Consider the following 24538-nt stretch of genomic DNA (forward strand, 5'->3'; position numbering starts at 1 on the left):
GGAAAATCTATGAACTTATTATATGGTAACTTTAATGGCTGCTACTTAGTTTCTGCGTTTGAAACTGAAAGAACTGATTATCACTTGGTTGGTTCTTTTCAGACTATAAAAGAAAAATTGGAACTTATTGAATATCACGAAGCAATGTTCTTAGATGAACTTTATTGGACCGATTATAATCCGGAAGAGAGTGATTTAATCTATGATGAGTAATTCGATTCAACAAAACATAAAATCAAAATTGATTGACCCTGCTATCTCTGCAGTAAAACATGCAGTGGTCGGATTTGTTACTGTCGTTTATCACGATGAACGGAAAGTAGACATTACCTACAAAGACAATGACAATATTCTTAGGACTGCTAAGAAGATTTCTTTTCCTAGATATGGGGATGGTATATTTTCGGAAAGTCTAAAAGCCGGGGATTACGTAGAGCTAGCTTATCGGAATCAAAAGAAAGAAAGCATGTACATAGCAAGTGTAATCAAGAAAGCCCAAAACTCTTACGATTTCGTTTTTGATAAAGGTAAAAATCTTCCGACTTCTACAAATCTATTCTAGGAGGAATAAAATCATGGGTTTTGAAAAGCGAACTTTCGAAGATGGAGATATAACGTTTGATATTCCGCAATGGAGAAAAAATATAGAAAGCATCAGAAAATCGACTGAGAAAAACTATCTTAAAGAAACTCAAAAAAGTTCAAGAATAACAGAAGAAGAAGTCGGGATTAAACATCCAAAAAACCATTCATACTTAAGAATCAAAGATGATGGTTCGATAGATGCTTTCGCTGAAAATGGTGCTGGCTTCAGGTTTACATCGGACAAGCGATTGATTTTCTTTGCGGATAGAATACAGTTTATTGCTAAACAAGTCGAGAATATTACGAGCGCTAATGGACTAGTTTCTAATGGATACGTATTAAACGAAAGTGGTATTCAAGAGTTTCCTCGAAAAAAAGGGAAAACGAATAGCTTAAAAGAGTTAATAAAAAAACAGGCCTAGAAATAGGTTAGAAAGGAGATACCTATGTCAGATTTAAAACTAACTCCGGATGGAGACTTAGCTTTGGGCCAGCAAGTTACTGATGATAATGGAAATCTGCTATATTACTCCTCTTCAGCACAACTATCAAATGGACACGTAACTACAGAGCCTTTATCGGATTCTGTACCAATAAGGGACATTGATACTGTCTTTGGGTATGATGAGAAACTTCAATGGATTCAATCAATCTTGAGAACCGACAATCCTGACTGGAGTATTTATCCCACAATTGGAGCAAACGTTTCTGATTTAGCTGGTGAGTTAAACTCTCCGAAGACAGCTGCAAAGGGAATTAAAAATATTTCAGATGCGTTAACCTCTTCAGGATATCTAAAAACGACTGATTTTGAAATTGATTCAGTTCCTGTATCTCCAACAAAAATAATGTATAACATTCGGTTGCAGAGAAACGAACAAACAACCTACCAATATAATTTTGTTTTAGACTTAGAAATTGGAATTCTAAATTACTATGAAATTGAAGGGAGTATTTACAAATGATAGTACAAAAAACAAAAGAAGAAATGATTCAAGAAATGTATGCAACCCTTCAATCTAAGTTAGGAATCAATACTACACAAGATGGCTCGATTGCTAAAGCTATTGTCGATGCAACAGCCGAAGAAATTTACTTTTTATATGAACAAGCAAAATTCATGCAAGATATGTCGTATGTATCAACCTCTACAGGAGAATATTTAAACAAGCTTGCTGAACTAGTAGGAATATCAAGAGAAGAGCTCGAATCTGATGAAAACTTAAAAAGGAGAACCACAAATGCCGTTTATACTTTATCAGGAGGAAATTTCATAGCAATAGAAGAAGCTATAATGTCGGTTTCTGGTGTAGCAGAATACGAATTTAGAAAATACTCTAAAGGTCCTGGTTCTTTCACAGTTTATATTTATCCTGAACAAGGACAAACTAATGAATTTGCTTTAGTTCAAAAAGTTAAAAACGCCATATCCGAAGCCGTATCAGAAGGGATTACATTTGAAGTGGAAGTTCCAATTTCGGTGGTGGTAGACTTACAAGTTTTATTACAATTTACTGATAAATCAACGGAAATGGAGAAACGTGATATACGAAATAAGGTCTTTTCATCAATTACAAATTATCTAAATTCAATGAAGAAGAATGAAATGTTAATTATAAACGAAATCATTCAAAGAACTATGGATACTTCCGAGAAGATTATAGACATGGGGGTAATTAATTTAGTTATTAACGGGAAACCTCTTCGAATTTCTAATACCTCTCCTTTAAGTAATCAGAGATTTGTACCAGGAACCATAACGGTGTTATGAGGAGATGACAGATATGACAAATTACGTAAGTCCATTTACCCAGAATATCATGGAAAAGTTTCCTTCATGGATGAAAATGGCTAGAGACCAAAAATCAAATGGCGCACAATTTTTAGATGTTTTTGGAATGAGCTTAGAAAGATTTAAGATTGAACTAGATGCTATTGTAAATGATTTTTATATTGGTACTGCAAGAACAGACATGATTGATATCCTATATAAAATTCCTTTAGCTACTGAAAAAATACCAGATTTTGACTCTTTTATAAGTGTTAATATCTATGAAAAAACAAACACAATAACTACTGTTAAGCACTGCAATACAATTAGAGAATTTTACTCATACGATGACTTCCTTTCTCCGAGAACATTTTTAGACCGAAGTCAAGGTATGTTATATCTGAGAGTAAATTTTGAATATTATCCTGACGTAAACCAACCTTTCGACTATGTTGAAGTCAACGGTACAAAACAATACGACTTAATTCTTCATCATGTATGGAATGCTTTCGATGAAATTGGGTTGTTAGTTGGACTCTCACGACTATTTGGAGAAACCAATGAAAAATTTAAAGAGCGCATTCTAGATGTTTTTAAAAATCCTGCAAACTCAACAGCTTCAGGCATAAAAAATGGTTTAGCAAGAGAATTAGGTTTATCAAAATCAGAAATACAGGTTAACTATCTTTCAGACCATGCATTTTTAGACACATTAACTAATAAGGATGGAACACCTACTAAAAGACTCATTTCCTATGCGAAACAGATAAATGAAACACTAAAATTCACATATGACGAAATGAACTTTGGTGAAGCTTATTGGTACTCTCTAGAACAAGACAATTTGGGAATTTACTATCTTCCTCATATATGGGATGTTGATACTACAGTCCTTCCTGATTCCTTTTTTCAATCTGGTGTAGGAGCAGATGAAGACCTGTTAGTCCATCCTCCAATTGAACAAGAAAACAAACGAACATTTAAAGCTTACATAGGTTTGATGGGGTTCTATGAAAATGCAGAAGAGTTATACCCTGAAATTTCATTTAGATATAAAATTTATGCCAAAGGAAAAGTTCCCGACAAAAGTTACAAAGAGCAGCCATTCAAATACACGATTGAAGCTTCTGAACTTGTTCAGCAGCCTTTTCAAATCAAAGGTGAACAAGAATTTGATTATAATCACAGAATTGATTTCTTTGACCCGAATGCAGTTACAGCTGTGGAGAGCGATTTAGACTTTATCAAATCTAATGATTTCCTGCATGAAACTACAGACAACATTATGAAACTCACAGTAAGAATGAGCACTACTGATGAAACCAAGTCTCCAAATATTCCAGAACTAAATATAATCTACGAAGATGGCCAAGGAACTGAAAAAAAACTGGCTTTCGATACCAGTGATAAATGGCTCAATCCGCAAAATGGAAAAGATGGCTCACCAATCACCCAGGTTAAATATGCGGATATAAGTACAAATGGTTCATCACTAGAATTGGGATATGGTGCATTCCAACAAATATACGATACAACAGCCGATTTCCAAACTGGCTATTATGAAACAAATAGTATCCTAATCAAAGATGGAAAAATTTCTTTGAATCTAGATACTCTTGGTTATCTTAGAAACTAAAGGAGAATTTTAAATGGCAGGATATCGTTCCGAAAACGGAAAATTCACAAATAAACAGAACTACAAAGATTTAAGTATGACACTATACCCAAATAACCTAGATTCAAGAGATTCAAACAAGAATATGAAAGGTCATGTGAACGTAGGAGAAGGAGAAGTTCCTGATTTTGTAATGGCTGAATATCTAAATTCATTATACGACGCTGTTATGTCTATTCAACGAGCATTAGGTGTGACTCCTATGGTTTATACTGGGGCTACAAATACAGCAACAATCATTGAAAATTCATCTGTTTCAGAAAGAATTGGAAGGGTAGAAAACGGACTTTTTGACGAAAGATACGGCGGGGCTGGATGGGTAAACAATGAATCAAGACCCACTCTAAAAAAACATTCCCATACTGGGACTAATGGCCAACCGCCAAAAATCTCCTTAACACAAGAGATTTCTGGGTTATTACCTAAGTCTAACTTGAATCTGACACAATCAGATACAGGACTTTTAGCCTCAGACATTAAATTAAGTAAAACAGATGCTACAACGATTACCAACTCTCTAGCAGATAAATTATCTAAGTCGAAGGGCGGGGTAGTAAAAGCAGCTCTAGAAGCTGAAGGTTCCTTCAATAGTCGTTATAGCAGAGAATTTAGTACAGATAACATGGCTATTAATGCTAATTGCTCCCAGGTATCAGCCCCTACATTAACTGGTAAAGTAACTAAAAGTCATGAAACTTTACTGAGTACGCTTCTTAATACCTCTCTTAATAATGTCCACTTAGGAAAATATGTTGCAAATATAAGATTTAAAGTAGACAAATCTTCTAATTTACCAATTACAACTCCTATCCTCAGATGTCGAATAGGTTCCTCACAAGCCCAGCAAATACTTGCAAATGAAACTGTAGATGGCGTTTACCGTAACTATTATTTCGTTTTTGACCATACAATCAAAGAAGAATCTCTCATCATTGAAAAACTAGCAACAACACAAAGCGCAGCTATATCAATCGACAATGTATTAGTTCAACCAATGCATCCTAGTGTATTAGACAGATAAGGAGGAGTGCAAATTGGAAGAAGAATTACCAATATTGTTTTCCATCGACTCTCCTTATTCAGGTCAATCTGTTGGAAATAGCTTAACTATTACAGGGTGGGCATTAAGCTCCCCACGGTTAGTTAGGCAGCAAGTTATTATAGACAATAAAACCTACGATTTAACTACTGGTATACACAGAGAAGACATCCATGAGATTTATCCAGAATACAATCAACCTGATGCAGGATTTGAATTTGTCTTCAATACGTTTAATTTAACTGATGATATTCTCTTGAGATTTCTATTCGAAGATGAAAATGGCCGACAAGTAACCCATACTCTCGCTATAACAAGAAAAGGGGCGGGGATGGCTGGAGATATGACAACGGGAATTGGCCTTGGTGGAATAAAAGCCAGTAATACTTTGACAGGATGGTTCTTATCTAAATCAACAAAATCAAGAGTTCGAGTTTATTTAGATGATAATCCAATCGGAGATGCAACGTTAAACATCGAATCTAATAAAATTTCTTTAGCAAATCCAGAGTATATGGATTCAGAGCCAGGGTGGACTTTCACATTTGATGGTTCTAACATTTCACAAGGAAATCATGTCCTAAGAATAGAGTTCGTGTCTTCTGGTCAATCTAGTTTCTCACTTATATACAATGTCAGAAAAAGCATGCTAGAAGAAAAACTTGTAATTGAGTCAAACTCTCTTGAAAATGCTGAGGAGTCGGATACTATAACTGTCTCAGGCTACTATCTATCTGAAACCCCATCAACAAACCTGAGATGTAAGATAGGCGAACTAGAACCATTTTTCATGGAAGTTGGTATAAGTAGACCCGACTTGGAAGATAAATTTCCAGAATATGAACACTCAGCTTTTGGCTTTGATATCGCTTTTGACGCATCTCTATTATCTCCTGGTACAAATACATTAACTTTCTCAAAAGAAGCTCCTGCTATCACTACAAGAGCCAAAATGGCTATTGCCAGTAAAACTCAAGAATTAATAATTGCTTCATTGCCTGTATCTAAGAAAAAAACATCGTGGACAGATAATATCCTCGAAGGTGATGTTCCGTCCAAAAGTATATTTTTTGATGAACTGAAAACAAATCTTATTTCAGTAATCCAAGACTACGCTGGTGCAGGGATAGAAAACGAACAAAATTTAATTTCTCAGGTAAACACTCTGTTTATCGGAGAGATTATACCTAGTAGAAATGACTGGGAAATTATTTCTTCTGTTTTAAACCACTTGGCTACAGTTAAAGAATTAGGTAACGGATACAACTATTTTCTTTCAGACATCGAAGATAGTTTAGGTGTATCTGATTTAGAGAAAATAAAAAACTTTTTGGATTACATTCAAACATTGGGTCCTGACAAGTCCTCAGTAGCCATTTCAATGCCTCAACCAACAATGTACGATACTGTCAATGTATCAGCATCTTCAAATGATAACTTCACCTCGAATGTAACTATTAATTGGTCAGTTCAACCAATTACTCCAGCTGAAGGAACTATCTCTTTTTCTGATGGGACGATAGAAGATATTGAATCTTATGTCTTGAGAATAGCCGCTGGGAGTTTCGAAGATGTAAAGAAATTTAGTAAGACAGACTCAAAATCCTATAAATTAAGCCTAAATTGGCACAAGTGGTTTGATGTTTTAACTCAGCCAGTAAACCTTATTGCAGAAGTACAATCAATAGATAAACGTGGAAATTACAGTGAAATCGGCTCACAGAATCAGTCCTATCCATCTACTGTAAAAATTCCTGCTGGCCCCAAAGAATACGTGGTAGAGTGGCAAATTAATAGCGGGAAATGGACTCAGCTTTCAGTAACTAAAAACCTAACAGCTAGTCAGACCTTGGCCTATAATACCTATGGTCCTGCACAATACCGTGTAAAAACTCGAGATTTAAATTCCGGTCTCGAGACGGCATGGGCTTACTCTAACAAAGTAACATTGAATAATAAGGCTCCCAAACCAGGAAAGCCTGCACCTTCAGGGACCGGAGATTATAATTTCGTAAATGTTCAATGGAAAGCTGTAGCTCATGCAGATTATTACGAGATTTATAATGGATATAGCTACGATGAGGCTAAGAAGAAAAGTCAATACATAAAAACTACAGGATTAACTGCTAGAATTTCGAACTTAAACGAAAACACAACCCATAGAATTACGGTAAGAGCTGTAAACATTTCAGGCTTTACAGAAGGGTCGTGCCAGATAAGAACTAAACAACGTACCCCTAAAACAAAAACATGGGGATTAGAAGGAGTTAAAACTTATAGGGGAGGGTACACATTCAAAAGTTATTATGGGTATAAAACTTCCCACAATAAAGGATGGAGAACTGAGAACGAAGTTATTCAGGGTGAATGGGTTGACTACTACGAATATGGCTGGAAATGGCGTACTGGTGGAGGATACTGGTCTTGGAGTGACCAAGCTTGGGGAATAAATACAGGTTACTATATTATAGATACAGCTGATATTAGAAACACACTAAAGAATAAAAGAATCCAATCTGTAACAATAGAATTGAAACGAGAAGGTACCAATCACGGATGGGGTACTGGACATCCAATTCATTGGGTTTCTCATAATGTTACATCAACTAAAAGAAGTGGTGAAAGACCTGGAGTATTCGGGGCTTTGAAGTCAGAAGTAGAAATTGATAGGAACGGTATTTCTAAAATAACTGACAAGAATACCAAGACTCTTATAACAAGAATAGTAGACGGAAACGCAGCAGGATTTGGACTCTACAAAGATTATAAAGGACAAAAAGTCAGAATGGACAAGGCTTATATGAGGTTTACCAAGTATTTGAAAGTCTCAGTTACCTATTTTGACCAATAGAAAGGTGGAAGTAAATGGCTCAGTTTAAGAAACATTTATTTGGTTCAGCATACTTTGGTTACACAAACACATTTGAAGGAGTTTATACTACAGAGGTTATAGATGCTGACGAACCCTTTACAGGAACTGTTGACTACAAAGTTAAAATTGCTCTTCCAGAATGTATTTATTACGGAAAAGATGAAGAGTGGGCTAAATTGCCTACTTCTTCATCTTGGTCCGTATCTGGCAATTATTTAACTACTGCAGAAATGAATGCAGTCGCTTCATATTATCTTTCAACTGACAAGATAACTTTAATATTCGATTCGAAAACTGGCTACTCTACAGCCTCCATCAGAGTTTCAAGAGCTAGAGATAAATCTGTTGTTTACGAAGGAACAATAGATACTTCTACAACAGCTCAGTTTGTTCAACAGTTTAATTATGATTTGTATTACATTGAAGTCAAAAATACAGATGGGAAAAGACTTCGACTAGAGAGTCTAAAGGGGCGTGTTACAAGCTTTAAATTAGCTGCTAGAACTTCGAAGGATAATAAAGTTTGGAACGAATATGAGGATATTCATATGACGCAAATAGGTTCTTCTAATGAATGGACAGGCTCATCTACATCTGTTAGTGAACAGAGATTTGTTCAAACTAAAGTGGCGTTGGCTACTTCGGATATAGCTGTTACTCCAGAAGTAGATGTCATTACTGTATCATCTGGAGATACGAGTACATATGCTAACGATGGTTGGTGGTATTGTGCAGTAGATTTAGCATCCGCAGCAAGGAATGCTGGAACAACCTTCAAAAAGGCAAAAAGAGTCGAGTGGAAGGAAGCAACACACCCTCAATGTAAGACCGTAATTCGCAGTACCTCAACAAAAAATACATTTCCTACCAAAGACCAAGTTTCTCAAGCAACCTATTGGAAAGAAGAATCTGCTCCATATGTAGTAAACAGGACAAGTTTAGAAAATAGCTACGGTACTCCTTGGTCCAGAATCGCACTAAAAAAAGGCATTCAACAATCATCACTTATGTCTTGGGAAATGTCTCCTGCTCAATACGGTCTGGCAAATACCAAAAATACTCATTGGAATTCTTGGAATGACCAATCTTTTTATCCACTTCAAGCAGCTGGAACTAAAATTACATATGAGTTCTACATCAATAAAAATGATTTAGAAAAAGGAATTCCTCCTGTATTAACAATTACAGATGTTCCGAATAATAAAAATAGAACGTTCTCATTACCAGCCAATTTCAAGAACCAGTATTTTTACGTCCGTATTCAAATGGAAAGGGTAGCTAATGCTCAAACACCTGTTGTAGATTTTCTAGATATGTATGGAACTTTGAAATACAGTAATTATAGTACTAGTAAAGAAAATAATGCTGAGGTATCTGCAATCATGGATAATCAAGAAAGCATTACACATGCTACTGTAAACCCTTCAGATTTTAACTGGCCCTCTAATGCTCAAATATTACCTGAAAACAGAATACTAATTTCCTCTTCAGAAAGAAAAATATCTATCGAATATAAATCGAAATATCCAGGACAACTTGAGCTATATTTTCAATCAAAAACGACAGAGGCAAACAATCGAAATGTCGTTGTTAAATCTGCTACTGATAATACATTTATAGAAAAGGTCAAGGCTCTCACCATAGCCGATACTCCAGTTGCTTCTACTCAACAAGTAGACCCTAACCGATTGGTATTTCACTATGCTTATGATGGAGGTATTGTACAGTTTCCTAATGCAACATCTATAGAATTACCTACAAATTACACGCCAGATTTAATCGACGGGAAAAAATATCGGTTTAAATTCATTTCAGGATGGCCAGACGAATATCAACTGGTTCCTTTTTCTATGACTTGGAAAGATTTTGCTGAAATGTATGGTCAAAATGAAACGACCTTAGTTCAGTCTAATCCCAACATAAGACTTTATAATGGAAAACTTCCTCAAGGTTTAGAAGTTAAATTCCCTAATACTTCTCTTAATTTGAAAGTGAACCTGCGCTTTAAACTATCATCTAACTACTACAGTGATTCATCTATTTGGAATAGTCTTTCGAATGACAATATAATTGCTGAAATACCAAGTGATGATGACTTCTCTTATACTGATTGGACGTCAGAGGAAAAAATATATACTGGATTTATAAATGCAAACGATAAAAAGCATCCATATATCAGAACACAAAAAGTAAAATATACTTCTGGTGTTGAATCAACTTATGTAGTAAAAAATAGCGACACTTATGATTCAATTGCTAAAAAATACGGTATTGATTCTTATGATTTACAAAAATCTAACAACAATGAAGTTCTAGTAGTCGGGTCATCTATAACGATTCCAGCAAATTTTAGTTTACCTGCTATTAACCCTGAAGCAATTTTTGATAACACAAATCCTTACATAGTTGAATTGATTCCTTATTCTGTTAAGCGTAAAGACCAACAATTACTAAAAGATGATATTATTACTTTAGGTTCTGATGATGAAAAACCATTAAGTTATACATACACCAATTCAGAACCGATAACTATTTCTTTAGTTCGTGGTTCAGAAAAAAATGGTCAAGACCCTTTACCTTATGCAGGAGTAAACAAAATTCTGAGCATAATTGATGCTAATGGAATCAATTATATTCCACATTCTATTGCAGCTTCAGGAACCGAAACAGGCGATTATAAATTAACAAATAATTATGTCGATTGGTCAACTCATCATAATTTATCTAAAGAACCTGCTATGGGAACTAAGTATACAGTTGTACTCCAATACTCTACTATTGATTCAATTAGAGTAGTTATGACAAGTGACTATAAAGAATCTATTGGATATGACAAACTTTGGCGTTCAGAAGATGTAAAAACAATTGAAGGAATAGTTACCCCTTCGCAAGATTACATTCTTGAACTTCCTAATAAAACTTCATATTCAGGATTTAACTCCAGCTTAACTGATGTTGAATACGTAGTAGAAGACGATGATTTATGGGTTAAAACTTATATTGAAACTAATGGAAATAAGAGTTTCCTCCATGCGACTATGAATAACGAAAATCCCAAAAGGAACTGGTATCCAGAAATCAATACTGGCTTCTACTACTTGCAAGACCAAGAGTATTATCTCTTCAGCGAGCAAGTAAGTAAAACATATCAAGATAAAGAAATACCAATAATTAATAATGTTTTATACTCAGATACTGGTTTATATCTTCAAGAAGAAGTAACCAACCTCCTTCAAAATAGTACATTAGAATTAGTAGAACCCTCATATGAAATAGTGTGTTAACTTACTTAAGTTATTAACAGGGTTAGAAATGGGAACAAAAATATGAGAATAAATAATTCGGATTGTGGATAACTTTTTTTGGTTTTCGGTTTTTCCAACAAGGCTCGAGAAGGTGTCCGAAGTGAGTGCAGACTTTCCCCAGTGAATCCGGGAGAAAGTCTGCCTCTTTATAGAGAACCAACTAGGACTGAGCGGCCCTACGTTCGTTGTTTCCTGACTTAGACTGAGTCTCAAATGTTTATCTGTTTAACAGAAAGTTGGCTTAGAAACGCCCCTCCAACTTCAGCTTTCGCTTTTTATCATTTGTCTTGACGCCATTCAATAGTAGCAGCCGCTTACTAGAAAATCATCAGCTCTGTGTCTGTGAGTATCTACAGTCGTACCATATACTATCGATTTTACTACCTCTACCAAAATGTTATCACGCTTTGACATATCACCCGTCAATTGACTTAGCCTTGAACCAGTCATGGTCCTAGGGGCTTGTGATTCTTTACCCCATGACGAACAGAACAATAGGAAACGCTATGTCCTGCCCTTGGATACTCTTAACGTGCGTATCCTCACGAAAACCATTATTTAATTTCCTTACTGACTAGGTAATTCTGCAACAAAAAAAGTATCAGAAACATTTTTCTGATACAGCCTAGTCTTAAAATTTTGTTACAAAAGCTACTCAAATAAACGTTTAAATATTGTAAATTTAAACGAATTGACGTATACTTAGGGTACACAAAAAAGACTAGAGCGTATCTTTTGTTGACTACAAAAGATTAAAGCATATTGATTGTCTGGGGAGACGGATATATGATTATGCTCTCAATAAAAACATCTTAGTTGACGGCTAAGGTGTTTTTTCTTTTGTTATATATAGTTTATGATATGTGGATAAATTTGTCTAGTAACTGAAAGATTTTGAAGTATCAGCATGTGGATAAGTGCCTAAATCATTGATATAATGGCAACTTTAGGATTTAAAAGGTTTTTCCATTAAATTGAGATGTTTTGTTTTACTGTTATTTAAAATCGTTTGCAGTTTTATATTCGGATTTCATGAGTTATATAAATGCATTCATACCAATATATCTAGAATTTATAGGGGTAAAAAACTGAAATTTATAGGGGTAAAAAACTGGTTTTTTTATTTCCGTATAATTTATAGGGGTAGAAAACTGAATCGTAAGGGTAGAAAACTGAATTACAAGGGTAAAAAACTGAAATAGAAGGGTAAAAACCTGAATAAGTCGTTTATTGATGAAATAGATGGGTAGAAAACTGATTTATAAGATTTTGGCTCAAAATTGTAAAAATAAGCCAATAAAAAGGGTGGTTTAGCATATTACTACATCCTAATAGAGTTGGAAACCCCTAAAATAAAAAAGTTTTTAAAAGTCTTTTTAAAAATAGAAGGGTAGTTTTGGAGTTGATTTATTAGGGTTTCTACGATATTCTTACATGTAAGGAGGGATTCCTATATGCATTCTGAACAAAAAGCCGTTGTTATTGAGAAGATAAATCATGAACTTCAGATTAAATATCAAGAACAGATGATTGATATCATCTTCGAAGGAACGGTTACTGATGAACGAACGGGTAGAAGTAAAGTTGTTCCTTTTACAGCTAAGGAAATCGATGCCTTCTACGCCATTATCGGAATCATGAATGATGAGGGTACTGATTTCATACAAGTACCGAATAGTTTCATTCGTAAGTACACAAATGACAGAAGTAACGTTTCGATTGCAGAGTATGATGAGCAGCTAGCCCAATCTCAGCAGAAAATAGCTAGTGTTACGTTCAGGCGCAATGATGATGAAGCCTTTATTTCTATTCCATTCTTTAAACTATTTGTAGTAGATAAAGTTAAGCAAGAAACCATGGCTCAAGCAAATGATGCTGCACGTACATTAATTTTGAATGTACTAAAAAATTATACATCATTTGAAATGTCTGAGTTGGCTAGTTTGAGAAGAGTTTACTCAAAGATACTATATATAAAACTAAAAGCTGCGAAGGAACTTGGGGAATATGAAGTCGATAGAGATAGTTTCGTCAAATTTATGAATGCTTCAAATATGAGTGCTTCTGATATTAAAAAGACAATAATTAATCGTTCAATTGAAGAGCTAGGCGATGGACCTAAAGGAAAGAAAATATTTAAGAATCTCGATGTAGAGTTAATTCAAGACCCTAATGATAGACGAAGATGGCATAAAATAAAATTCACATTTGATAAACAATTAAAAGAAGCAGAAAGGATAAATGATTCCACTCAGCTTCAACTTGATTTTGATATATAAGCCTAAGCAGATATAGTATATCTGCTTTTTTTGTATAGACAAACAGAAACTTATAAGGTTATGGTTCATCTAGAAAAGTTACTGAAAGACGGTGCATTTATGACTTTAACTAACATAGTTTTCCCAAGCACTAAACAATTTAAAGACAATACCTTAATCACATGTGATATTACTAAAATTTCTTATCCGTTTACAACTTCTATCATCCCAAAGTGGATTAATGAACGGATGTATTATGAAGCCAAGTTTATTTTTATTTCTGATACAGAAGCTACAGTTGAATTCTCTTATGTTTCTCCATCACAAACTAAACTTTTAATGAAACAAAGTTTTTCAAAAATGTTTGAAAACAACAAGGCTAGTATTTCGATAGAATATCAAAATAAAGCATTTATCTTCAAGAATAATGGCATCAATTTATATGTAGTATATAACGATGCGTTATTTGAAGGGTTAGTAGGTTACACCCCTATAGCTATATCTAATTTCCATATCAGTCAACCTAAGACTTCAGGATGGTCGATTGTTCCAAATGCAAATTTTACTTTTGTAAGGGAAGATGAGAATAGATTTGAAATTAGAAATGATTCAAAGTTGCCCACTCCAAATGATGAGAATTTTAAAGCTTATATCTCAAAGGTTTTAGCCCTTAATGTCGGCTCTGTTTATTCTTTTTCTTATTATTCTGATACAGAATCTAATTACGAAGTAGTTGATATTTCTCAAAATCCTAATCTATTGATTAAAAAGAGTAAAGGTTCAGGAAATATTACGTTCTCATTTGAAGCTACTGCACTAATTGAAGTTAGATTCTCTAAATCTAATCTAGGTATTTCTTATATAAGCAAGTTCCAGTTAGAACAGGGAGATACAATACATGACTATGTTCCTACAAAAGAAACTTCTGAAACTAGGAGAAACTCAACTTTAACTATTCCATCGAAAAACAATATTAACCGTAGAAGTGGGTCTTTTGTAACAAAGATAGTTATAGAAAAAATACAAGAATCGTTTGGAATATGCTCTGTTGGTAACTTTAGTTTGTATTACGAAAACAATGCCTTTTGTTTATTGTCAGGTAAAGTAAAGGCAGTAACTAAAAAAATTGAAGTTCCAGCTCCTTCAAAACAGGGTGAATTTATTTTGGCCTGGACATGGGAGGAAAATAACCATAAGCTCGCTGTCGGCTATAACGGCGCTTTTTACGAAGTCCAAAATATGAATGGCACGATGAACGAAGATTATGGCTTGATTGATTTCTATAGTTCCCCTTTATTTAAGGGGGAAATCATTTCTCTTCTTATTTCTTCCGATAACTTCATATACTCGCAATGCTCTGATAATATTCTTCAAAACCTTCAAAATGGGTCTCTACTATATATCGATTTTTCTAAGAAAACGCAATTTAAACAAAATCCTTTTATTGAAAACTCTTTAGCTCCTCTTGATGGTAGTCCTATTTTAGTAAGTGATGATATAGGAGATTTAAGAAGGAATTATTTCTTTGATTACGAAACTGGTAAATACGAGACATACACTAAAGAAGAATTTGAATACACAGGAGATTACAAACTAGTTCTGGCCTATGAAAATTTGGATTCAAATTTCAAAATTACTGTAGCTAAGAAAGACGGAGAGCTGGTGGGAGAACCTCTCTATCAAGAGGGAAACCAAGTCTTCTTAACCCTAAGTCAACAAGAGTCAGAAGACTTACTTGGAGAAGTACTGACTGTGACATATCAACTTGAAAGAAGTTTTGTGGTTGAATTCAACGAGACATCTGCCTTAGATAGTTATCAGATTAAGTTTAGTGATTACCCAAAATCTAATATCAATGTAGTGCAAGAAGGCAACAGATTCTCTAAAACTCGATTATCTAAAGAAATTGAACTAAATCCTATCGTCAATCCACGTCACAAAGGATTTTTGTATATTGTACAAAACAATCAAGAAGTTAACGGCTTTAGGATGAATGTCACTAGTGATATGGTCCACGCTAATGGCCTTGATTCTGCGGAAGTCATAGTAGAGGCTATAGATGAAGACGGGAATGAAGTCCTATCTCCATATATAGATATTTTCCTTGTAGATGAAAAAGGAAATACTGGAGCAGAGCTAGGATATGTTCGTCCAATAATCTCCTATGATACTTTGAAATCTAGAAATACAGCTGGAAGACTATATTTTAGATATTATTCTCCTTATTTGTACGCAAGCTCTGGTAGAAAAACAAAGAAAGTTTTTGTTGTAGCTTATGACAGAATAAAAAAAATAGGAATTCAAATACCACTTATTCTTAAGCCTACTACAAATTCCATTAAGAACAGAAATACTCTAGTTTTGGCTGATACTGCTTTGGGATTTGAATATCTATCAAGATATTTCGAAAGAAGTTCTATTCCAGCTAAAGTATTAGAAGCTCTAGACTTCGACGGAAATGGCCAATTAACAAAAGAAGACTTGGATATATTTGCAACGAATCAATACAGTGAAAGTGAAAATATTAGAGTTAATCAGTTATTGAAAGAATTGGGGGATAATTAATGCCTACAAAGCCACATATGAATACAAAAAATGGGTATAGTCTGCGGGTCGGGAAGAACCTTCCTGGAAATGCAGCTAATTTAGCTTATGTACAAGCAGATACTCCATCTCCTATAAAAAATCTACTTATCAACGATTTGACATCACAAATTCCAGAGAACAAGTTGTCATCAGGACAAAAGTTCCAGTATGAGGTTTTTACTAAAGAAAATCTTATGGTTGAATCGCAAGAAGGAGTAAACACATTTCCTAGGTCAGATATTGATATTACAGATGAATATAATGTCTTTAGCGGTTCTAAGGAACCACTTTATTTTGAAGCATCTTCGAGAAATCTTTTTGATGCAAGGCTATCTCACGTATATATCTATTCAGGCGGGAGTGTCTTGGGTAGTCCAAAAAGATTTGAAGAAGTGCACACGGGAAATGATTCCCAACTGTTGTATCGAGGTAATAGCATAGTTGTTACAAAAGAAAACGGTCAAGCACTAACTTCAGACGAGCACTATAAAATTAAACTCATAAAGGAAGGTAATGAACCCTTTACTTACCGAATAGTAATTTATAGTGATTTTGATTCAGAAAACAATAGTTATGAGCTTCATTATCCTTTTTGGAATGGTAAAAGACAAATAGCTACAACAGAATATCTAAATTTCACTAGTATATTTGAAGAAGTGCCCATAGACAATCTTGTTAACTTATCGGAACAAGAACGGATGAGTAAGAAAGTCTTTTCTATATCAGGGGACGAGGCTGGGGGATATAGAGTTTATGCGCCTAATCCCTCAAACGAGTTTAACAGCATAGAAAGAACCGCTCACTTTTTTGACTATCAAATTAAAGCGAACTTACAAACACGTTTGACAGAGATTAATCCATATGAAATGAAAGTTGGGTTGGTCTACTTAAATACAAGCACTATTAATCAAGTAAATATTTCTGGAGCTGGAAAGAAACTTTTCTATGATAATACTCTCTTTCCAAAATCAATTTCCTTTGTCAATCCTCATAGACGTCCTGGCTACAACGATAAATCGAATTTCCAATACTGGATAGCAGATTTAAACATGCCAAAAGAACACTATCTTGATTATGATTTAATTATTTTGTCGGGACAAGGCAAAGTGGACTTGTCTAAATATAACGAATTTTTTATTTCGTTTCTTGAGGCTGGCGGAACTTTACTCGTGGATTCTGCTTCGCAAGACGGAAATCATTTAAACTTTAAGCCTATAAATAGTGAGGGCATAAAGTTTATACGGAACATCAACTTTAGTGAAACAGAAAATGATAACCCACGAACATATGAGCCAGATGCTGAACCATTTTTAGCTCGCTATTACAATTTAACAAATCCATCCATGATTGGTAAAAGTAATTCAATAATTGACTTCTTAGACGGAGAAAATGTTCAAGATTGGAAAATATACTTAAAGCATAACGGTCAAGGTCCATCCATAATTGAATCAAATAAACAATATAATGGGCGCTTAGTGGTTTCAAATGCAGGCTTGATGTTAGATGTGCTATTTAGTAATTCCGAGACCCTGAAATTTATAACTAATTATATTCTATACATAGTCGAAAACAAATACGTTGAAACACCGATTTTTAAGGAACATGTTTATCATAGAGATTCCTTATTTATTAAGGAATACAATGATGAGAATGGCAATCTTGTTTATGTTGATGACCTCAACGATTTCAATCAATCACAGATTGTAGCAAAAAAAATATTGAGTAAAACTGTTAAAGACAACTTATTAGATTACGTTCCACAGTATCTGAAAAAAGCAGAAGGAATGTACCATGTAGAAATTATGAACGACAGTAAAGTTCCTATTGAAAACAATGAGTTTGAGAAAACTTCTACATCTGGCACTGATACATGGAATAATACTCATCAAAACGCAATTCCTTCATGGAGCGCAATAAAATTTTCTGGTGCTACTTCTATATTTACACAACAGTCTAAAGAAATTAAGAACGGGAACTATGCTTTAGGAATTGAAATAGCCTCATCCAGAGCATTTTGGGAATATGAATTAGGAAGCTTGGTTCCAGGAGACTATGTCTTGAAAGTTTGGACCAAAGCATCGTCTCAAAACAATACTCCTATTGGAAGTAGTGTTGGTATTTATGATAGTTCAGGTACGATGATAGCAGCAGCGCCTAACGAAGCCACTGGATTCCATTGGAAACAAATCACAATCCCTTTTACTCTAAACTCAGATACAGAAGCTTATATACGATTAGGTGCCCACGGAACTGAAGGTACGTTTACAGCCTATTATGATTCAGTAGAACTAATCTTAAACAATAGTGTAGTGATGACTCCAGATGGCGATGGTAGGGAAGAGCTGTATGCTTATGCTGTAAACCCGAAACCACAAGGTCTTGATATAACTCAATGGAATCAAGACAATCAAAACGTTGTTCTTGAGAACACACCTGTGACTGTAGACTTACAAGTCAAAGCCATTGTATACCATTGGGCTAACGAAGGTGCTATATATAGAAAAAAATACGGAAATGTTGCAAGACACAGGTTTACTATTACGAAGAACCAAAAAATGGTCGAGTTAGATAAGCTAATATCATTAATCCCTAGCATGAATGATGGGGCAGAATGGGCCGATAAATCAAAGGTTTATTATGAAATTTCTTTATTAGATACAGAAGATAATAAATATATAAATATTGAGCTCTATGACCCTTCAATCGAGAAGCATTATTATAGTGCTGACGGAAACATTCTTATTAATTATGATGATTTAAAATATGATAGTTACCACTCTACGGTATCATTGCGGGCATCAACATCTTTTTACGGACTGCGTCTGTTAAGTAGAAAATATTCCCTGCAGCTCAATGAACGGCGCAAAATTAACGTATTATACCCAGGAACAACCGATGAAAGAGATAGATGGTATCTTCAAGTTTCAAATGGGTCCTTTTTCAAGAGTGGGTTGAATGTCGGTCAATTAAAAGATTTAAACGAAGCTGGCCGCATAAATTATTATTCGGAACATTTGATTGGGGAGCATGAATACTCAATTCCCGAATATAAAAAGCAGGCGTTCTATCCAGAGTTTGGAGAAAGAAAAGTACAAGCAGAACTAGCAACATACGTAGATAGGAAAACCATTGAAGTACAGAAAAAACCTCTCTTAATCCGAGAAGAAACTGTAATCAAGGAAGAATTGATTGCTACGAGCAACTCTAGAATAATTTTTCAATCTAGAAATAACTGGTGGAGAAAAGACTTCTTACCAACAATTTATTGGAAAGAATCGGAGTCATCAGAAGAAAAAATTGTAAATTCCGGATACAAAATAAACTTTGAAGATGGTTTAGTTGAAATCAACGATTCAGAATTATCTACTGGCTTTAAAAATATACTTTCATCAGGAGTCCTTTATGCTTCTTATAAGCATGACAACTTTAAAATATATAAAAGGAAGTATGTGAATGAGAAAGTAGGAGAAGAGCTATTAACTACGAGAGACTATTTTACTTTCAATTCTAAAAATATAAATTGGATGACTTTCCCCCAACCTAGATTGTATCGGCAACAGGTTGGTAATGAATTTATCATATCTCCCAAAGAGTATTATATTGATTACGAGCAAGGAGCTGTTATCTTTTTCGAAGAGACCAGACAACGTATATACGTTGATTACGGGTATTACTTAGAAGAAGAATTATCATACACAGACACAGATACTAGAAAAGGAAAAATAAGACTCGAAAAAGAAATTTCTTTTCAAGATGAAATATACGTTTCGTACATCTACAAAGAGGATTTCTTAGAGTATAAAGGCTACTATGATGACGATAACAAAGTGTTTCATCACCTCGATTTAAACCCCACAACTGGACACACGTATACTTGTCGACAAGATATCGAAGGTTTAACTACCTACATTGAACTCCCCACTGAGAAACTTCTAGGAAAACAAATATTTCTCTATCTCCTTCCATCAACATCTACCTTTAATGAAATTACGAAAGTCGAAGAAAACTGTCTAAGACATGCTCTGTCAGAAAAAGAATGGCTAAAAGTTAAGCAGACTCACGTTGAAGCTATTCTTTTAGCAAATATTCAAGTTCGTGAGAATACAAATGTCGAAAACTTAATCGTAATGGACGCTAGGAAGTATGGCGGAGGAATTAAGGAAGAAATCTCTCAAGAGGAACTAGAAAAATATGTTGGACAGACCTCAGCATTTTGGGATATTGGCTCCTTTGATGGTTTAGCTTACTACAGAAATTCCGTATTGGTTCTATCAATACCTGCTAGTGTACTTCAATCTAATGGAGGACAATTCTCTGAACAAGATGTAGAAGGAATAGTAAGAAAATACGTCGCATTTGGTTCAATGCCTATCATTGAATATGTCAAATATTAGTGAAAGAAGTGTTTTTAAATGGATAGTAATATACTATGTGGATTAGTCCATTTATATGATTCAGAGACAGACACCACATCTGTCTCTTGGTCATATAGAGATAATCCTGAATTAAAATTTTTTGTGCTCGAATACTATGATTCAGATAAAAGAAAATGGCTTCCTTACGATGGACATATGGGAATCATAGAAAAAGATAGTTACTAGGAGGTGGATGGATGTCAGATGAACTAATTTATCCATCAAGTTATACCGAATTTTTGCCTAAGAAAAACGCTGAGTACGAGGGCGATACTAACGGCGATTATGTTATGGCTGAAGACATTAATCAACTCCAAGAAGCAATTCAAAGAGTTGAGCAAGCGATTGGTCTGTATAGTTCGGGAAACAAAACAATCAATGAGAGAATAAATGATATAGCCTCAATCCAGGAATTAAAAACTCCAGAACACAATTATTTTTATCCTACATATCCTTTGTCGGATACCACGAATACTATTCAAAAACTTTCTAGGTATTCGCAAGTCTCCCTATCCCCACACAAGTTCACTTCAACACTCATTCCAAAACTAAAGCTTCAAGGAACGAAAGCTTTTATTACTGTAGATACAGGGACAAATAAATTTTCAAATATTGATGCTGAAACCATTTCAAAGCAATATCAATCTACTGGAATCGATGGAATCGTCTTATATAATTTCGGGAAATTTCAATCAACCCGCTCGGTAGAAAATGAAATCATTACGGCGATTAGAAACCTTGGATTAGAGATAGTTATTCATTCATCTGAATGGGAAAAGCTTTTTTCGACTAATAAAGCCGGGCAATATAATCCTGAACAAGAAACTCTTGCACTGGGACCTGATACGACTCTGATGATTCCAAATTTTGCTTATTATGGGAATAGACAGTATTTTGGTTCTGAAATGGATTTAAAAATGGCACCATTTCTAGAAGCTAGAAAAAAAATGGGTTCTCCTTTAATAGGTATTTCTCAGATAGAATCACAAATCCAGTACAGCTATGCTCAAATGTATGGACTTATTTACAGTTTAGATGGAATCTATTTTGGCCCATGGGAATTTAGTCAGACTGCTGAAGAAAAGATTTTTAACTTCCCTAAGTATTTAGGTTCATGGCAGACGAAGGACCCTATTTTATTTGCAACTGATAATTCGATAGAACGAGTTATTAAAGGCGGAAAATTAGTTATCAACAAAGATATGTCAATTCGATTTGATGGAATGAAAATTCAAATGAACGATATTGAATGGATGAGCCAATCTCTGCTCGGTAAATATATAAAAGACGGTACACTTTCACCGGCAGCTCTATCTAGTTATGATATAAACAAAATTATCCAATTACTAAATACCGAAGCTACAATAAAAATTGACCCTAAAATGATTGATTCTGAGAATGGCGGTTCACTTCCGATAAACATTCCATGGACAAACATGAAAGAAAATGTCATTGAAGCTATCAACAAAAAGAATGACATTAATTCAACTGAAACCCAGAGGATATCTGATAACTCAATTAAGAATCTTGTTGCCTCAAAATTGGAAGGCGATATTTCAAAGGAGCAAATGCAAAGGAATGTTGTCCTTGCTGTAAATTCCTCTTCTGTAGACATCAATGTTAGACACGCACAAATTGAAGACCTCAATACTACCACCATCACATCCACCGTTATTAACTCCGAACAAGCGACTTTTCAAAGAGCGAACGTAACTGAGACGATTACTGCTGCTTTTGTAGAAGCATCAAATTCAGTTACATCTTATGAAGCTTTCTTGGATTATGTCACATCTTTAATAATCACCACAGATGTTTTAAGAGCAAAAACCTTAGAAGTAGATAATCTCCAAGCAGACAATATTAAAGCCGTTGTAATCGAAGCTGTGACAGCTGAAATAACTAATGGTACATTCCAATCCATAGTGACCCAGTATTTACAATCTGCAATCATAAAAACAGATTTGATAACAGCCATTAACTCTATGGTAGGGGAAGCTGTCATGGATGGCGCTCTGATTCAAGAAGGAACAATAATAAATGCACATATTGTTAATGTTAGTGCCAATAAATTAACTGCAGGTACCATTGATACAGGTTTAGTTACTATTTCAGGCACTGAAGGATACCTACAAATCCAAGATAATGCAATGAAAATATATGACAAAGTCGATGTAGAAGGAACTAGACGGAAAAGAGTTCAAATTGGAGATGTCTCTGAAGTATTGGGACAATCAGACAAGTACGGTTTAGTAGTTATGGGGGCTGATGGAACAACCGTCCTCTACGACCATTCTGGCGTGTATAACGAAGGCATTAAAAACAATGCAATATCTAACGAAAAGATTCAAGAAGATGCTGTAGACAGTCGAGTCATCATGGCTGGACAAATCTTTTCAAAGCATATTACTTCTGAAGCGGTAACAACAGAGCACATCGCAACTGGAGCAATTACTGCAGTTCAATTGGCCGCAAATTGTATCGTAGCAGGTTCAGCAGTAATTGCTGAGGGTGCAATTGGTAGTGCCCAAATCAGTGAGCTACATGGTAGTAAAATTATAGCCGAAACTATTACCTCTGAACATTTGCGTTCAGCATCTATCACAGGGGATAAATTACTAGTTGGTTATCAGAACAACTTGATAAAAAATAGTCTGGATTCTTTTGAACAGTGCGATGAAGGGAAAGTGCCGGGAAGAGTGTTATCTGGTGCAGAAAACTCTCAAGTTATTAAAAGATATCCATATAGTGGTGAAAAATCGCTCCTAATTATGGGGAATTCGGCGAACAATACTGTAATTCTAAATGAAAATGAAAATCTAAACTCTAGTAAAATACTTATTGGTATTGAAGATTCCCATATTATAAGTACCTACGTCACTTCTCCTTCTATGTCTGGTGCACAAGTATCGATAGGTGTACGAAGATACAAGCAGAACGGAGAGTTTATTGATGAGTGGTCAGCAACTCATACAACAAGTAGAAGTTCATTCATTCGACCGTTTTTATCAATAGAGCCTCTAGCGGATTATCCGTATCTTGATGTTTTACTCAGAACATCAAACGCTAATGTTGAAGTGTATTTTGATGCAATTCAGGTTGAAAGGGCTATGGTTAATCAAAAGGACCCAGGTTGGTATCGTTCCAATGAAACTACAATGATTAACGGTAGTAATGTTACTACAGGCCGAATTGATGCAAAGTATATCAAGATAGGTTCCGGAACCAAGTTTGGCGAAGGAGAAATTATAACTTTGTCTGATGAAGGTATATTAGTTGCTGCTAAAACTGGCGAAGTAACAATTGATGGAGATGGTATCTCTATCAAAGGCGGAGCCTTTAATTTACTTAATGAGGGGAAAGTCAAAATTACAGGTACTGATGGTTTATCTGTATGGTCGCCTAGAAATACAATTACGGTCAATCCTACTCTAGGTATTTTAATCAGAAGAAATATTGATAATGAAACAATCTTTAATACGGATTTAGAGGGGAACGTCTTTGTAAAAGGTCGTATTGAAGTTACTGAATCTAATTCTATTTATAATAAGACTGAAACAGATAGTAAAATTGACGAAGTTAATAAGTCTCTTGAGGAAGCGCAAAGAAGTTTGACTACTCTCGCTGAAAAAACGAGTGTAAGTATTGGTATGAAAATGGGGTATTCAACCTTCAACACCATAAACTCTAACTGTATATATTTCTGTGGGCTTCAAATTAACGGAGAAACTTACATAGAAGAACTTCATGATATAAACGGAAGGTTAAGAAGTTGGGACTCAAGTGTTAGTATTGAGGTGCCTAAACAAAAACTTGATTTAACAAATTCTCCTAAAGTAAAAGGATACATAGTATACGATAATACAAAAGAGAAAATTTATTTTATCTATTTAAATGATTCAGAAAAATGGATTGCTCACAATTTAGGACAACCGAATGACAAGCTAGAGTTTATCTTTAATGAGTCCACGTTTGTTATAGGAGATTTAGATTTAAGGACATAGTAATCTGTGTCCTTTTTTCGTTTTTCTAATT

At 34.7% G+C, this 24538-nt stretch carries 13 protein-coding genes; all 13 read left to right on the forward strand.

Features of this window, described 5'->3' with window-relative positions; genetic code table 11:
• Positions 1-9 precede the first annotated feature (9 nt).
• A complete protein-coding gene (locus IGI72_RS19010; RefSeq protein WP_086373428.1) occupies positions 10-213 on the forward strand; it encodes a hypothetical protein in 204 nt (67 codons plus the stop codon).
• Positions 203-562 (forward strand): hypothetical protein, encoded by a 360-nt coding sequence (locus IGI72_RS19015; protein ID WP_086373427.1) that lies wholly within the window; start codon positions 203-205, stop codon positions 560-562. The genes IGI72_RS19010 and IGI72_RS19015 overlap by 11 nt, the downstream gene beginning before the upstream one ends.
• 13 nt (positions 563-575) lie before the next feature.
• Positions 576-1007 (forward strand): hypothetical protein, encoded by a 432-nt coding sequence (locus IGI72_RS19020; RefSeq protein ID WP_438755341.1) that lies wholly within the window; start codon positions 576-578, stop codon positions 1005-1007.
• Positions 1008-1031: 24 nt separating this feature from the next.
• On the forward strand, positions 1032-1550 hold the full coding sequence (locus IGI72_RS19025; RefSeq protein WP_086373425.1) for a hypothetical protein: 519 nt from the start codon (positions 1032-1034) through the stop codon (positions 1548-1550).
• Complete coding sequence (locus IGI72_RS19030) at positions 1547-2356, forward strand: baseplate J/gp47 family protein (RefSeq protein ID WP_413155990.1); 810 nt, start codon at positions 1547-1549, stop codon at positions 2354-2356. Before IGI72_RS19025 ends, IGI72_RS19030 begins: the two co-directional genes overlap by 4 nt.
• A 13-nt stretch (positions 2357-2369) precedes the next feature.
• Complete coding sequence (locus IGI72_RS19035; protein WP_438755342.1) at positions 2370-3992, forward strand: hypothetical protein; 1623 nt, start codon at positions 2370-2372, stop codon at positions 3990-3992.
• A 13-nt stretch (positions 3993-4005) separates the two neighbouring features.
• Complete coding sequence (locus IGI72_RS19040; protein ID WP_413155989.1) at positions 4006-5052, forward strand: hypothetical protein; 1047 nt, start codon at positions 4006-4008, stop codon at positions 5050-5052.
• Between the two features lie 13 nt (positions 5053-5065).
• Positions 5066-7921 carry a hypothetical protein gene (locus IGI72_RS19045; RefSeq protein ID WP_438755343.1) on the forward strand — a complete coding sequence of 952 codons (2856 nt, stop codon included), beginning with the start codon at positions 5066-5068 and terminating at the stop codon, positions 7919-7921.
• 14 nt (positions 7922-7935) lie between these two features.
• On the forward strand, positions 7936-11226 hold the full coding sequence (locus IGI72_RS19050; protein WP_438755344.1) for a LysM peptidoglycan-binding domain-containing protein: 3291 nt from the start codon (positions 7936-7938) through the stop codon (positions 11224-11226).
• 1475 nt (positions 11227-12701) lie between these two features.
• Positions 12702-13526, forward strand: coding sequence for a replication initiation protein (locus IGI72_RS19055; protein WP_086373419.1), 825 nt, complete (start codon positions 12702-12704; stop codon positions 13524-13526).
• Positions 13527-13586: 60 nt separating this feature from the next.
• Positions 13587-16070 (forward strand): hypothetical protein, encoded by a 2484-nt coding sequence (locus tag IGI72_RS19060; protein WP_438755345.1) that lies wholly within the window; start codon positions 13587-13589, stop codon positions 16068-16070.
• The gene (locus tag IGI72_RS19065) at positions 16070-20485 is read left to right on the forward strand and encodes a hypothetical protein (protein ID WP_438755346.1); all 4416 of its coding nucleotides are present in this window, start codon (positions 16070-16072) and stop codon (positions 20483-20485) included. The genes IGI72_RS19060 and IGI72_RS19065 overlap by 1 nt, the downstream gene beginning before the upstream one ends.
• Before the next feature lie 218 nt (positions 20486-20703).
• Positions 20704-24507: a hypothetical protein gene (locus IGI72_RS19070; protein WP_438755347.1), complete on the forward strand. Its 3804-nt coding sequence runs from the start codon at positions 20704-20706 to the stop codon at positions 24505-24507.
• Positions 24508-24538: the final 31 nt, after the last annotated feature.

This window comes from Enterococcus sp. DIV1059_2, assembly GCF_051713685.1.
Classification (GTDB): domain Bacteria; phylum Bacillota; class Bacilli; order Lactobacillales; family Enterococcaceae; genus Enterococcus_D; species Enterococcus_D casseliflavus.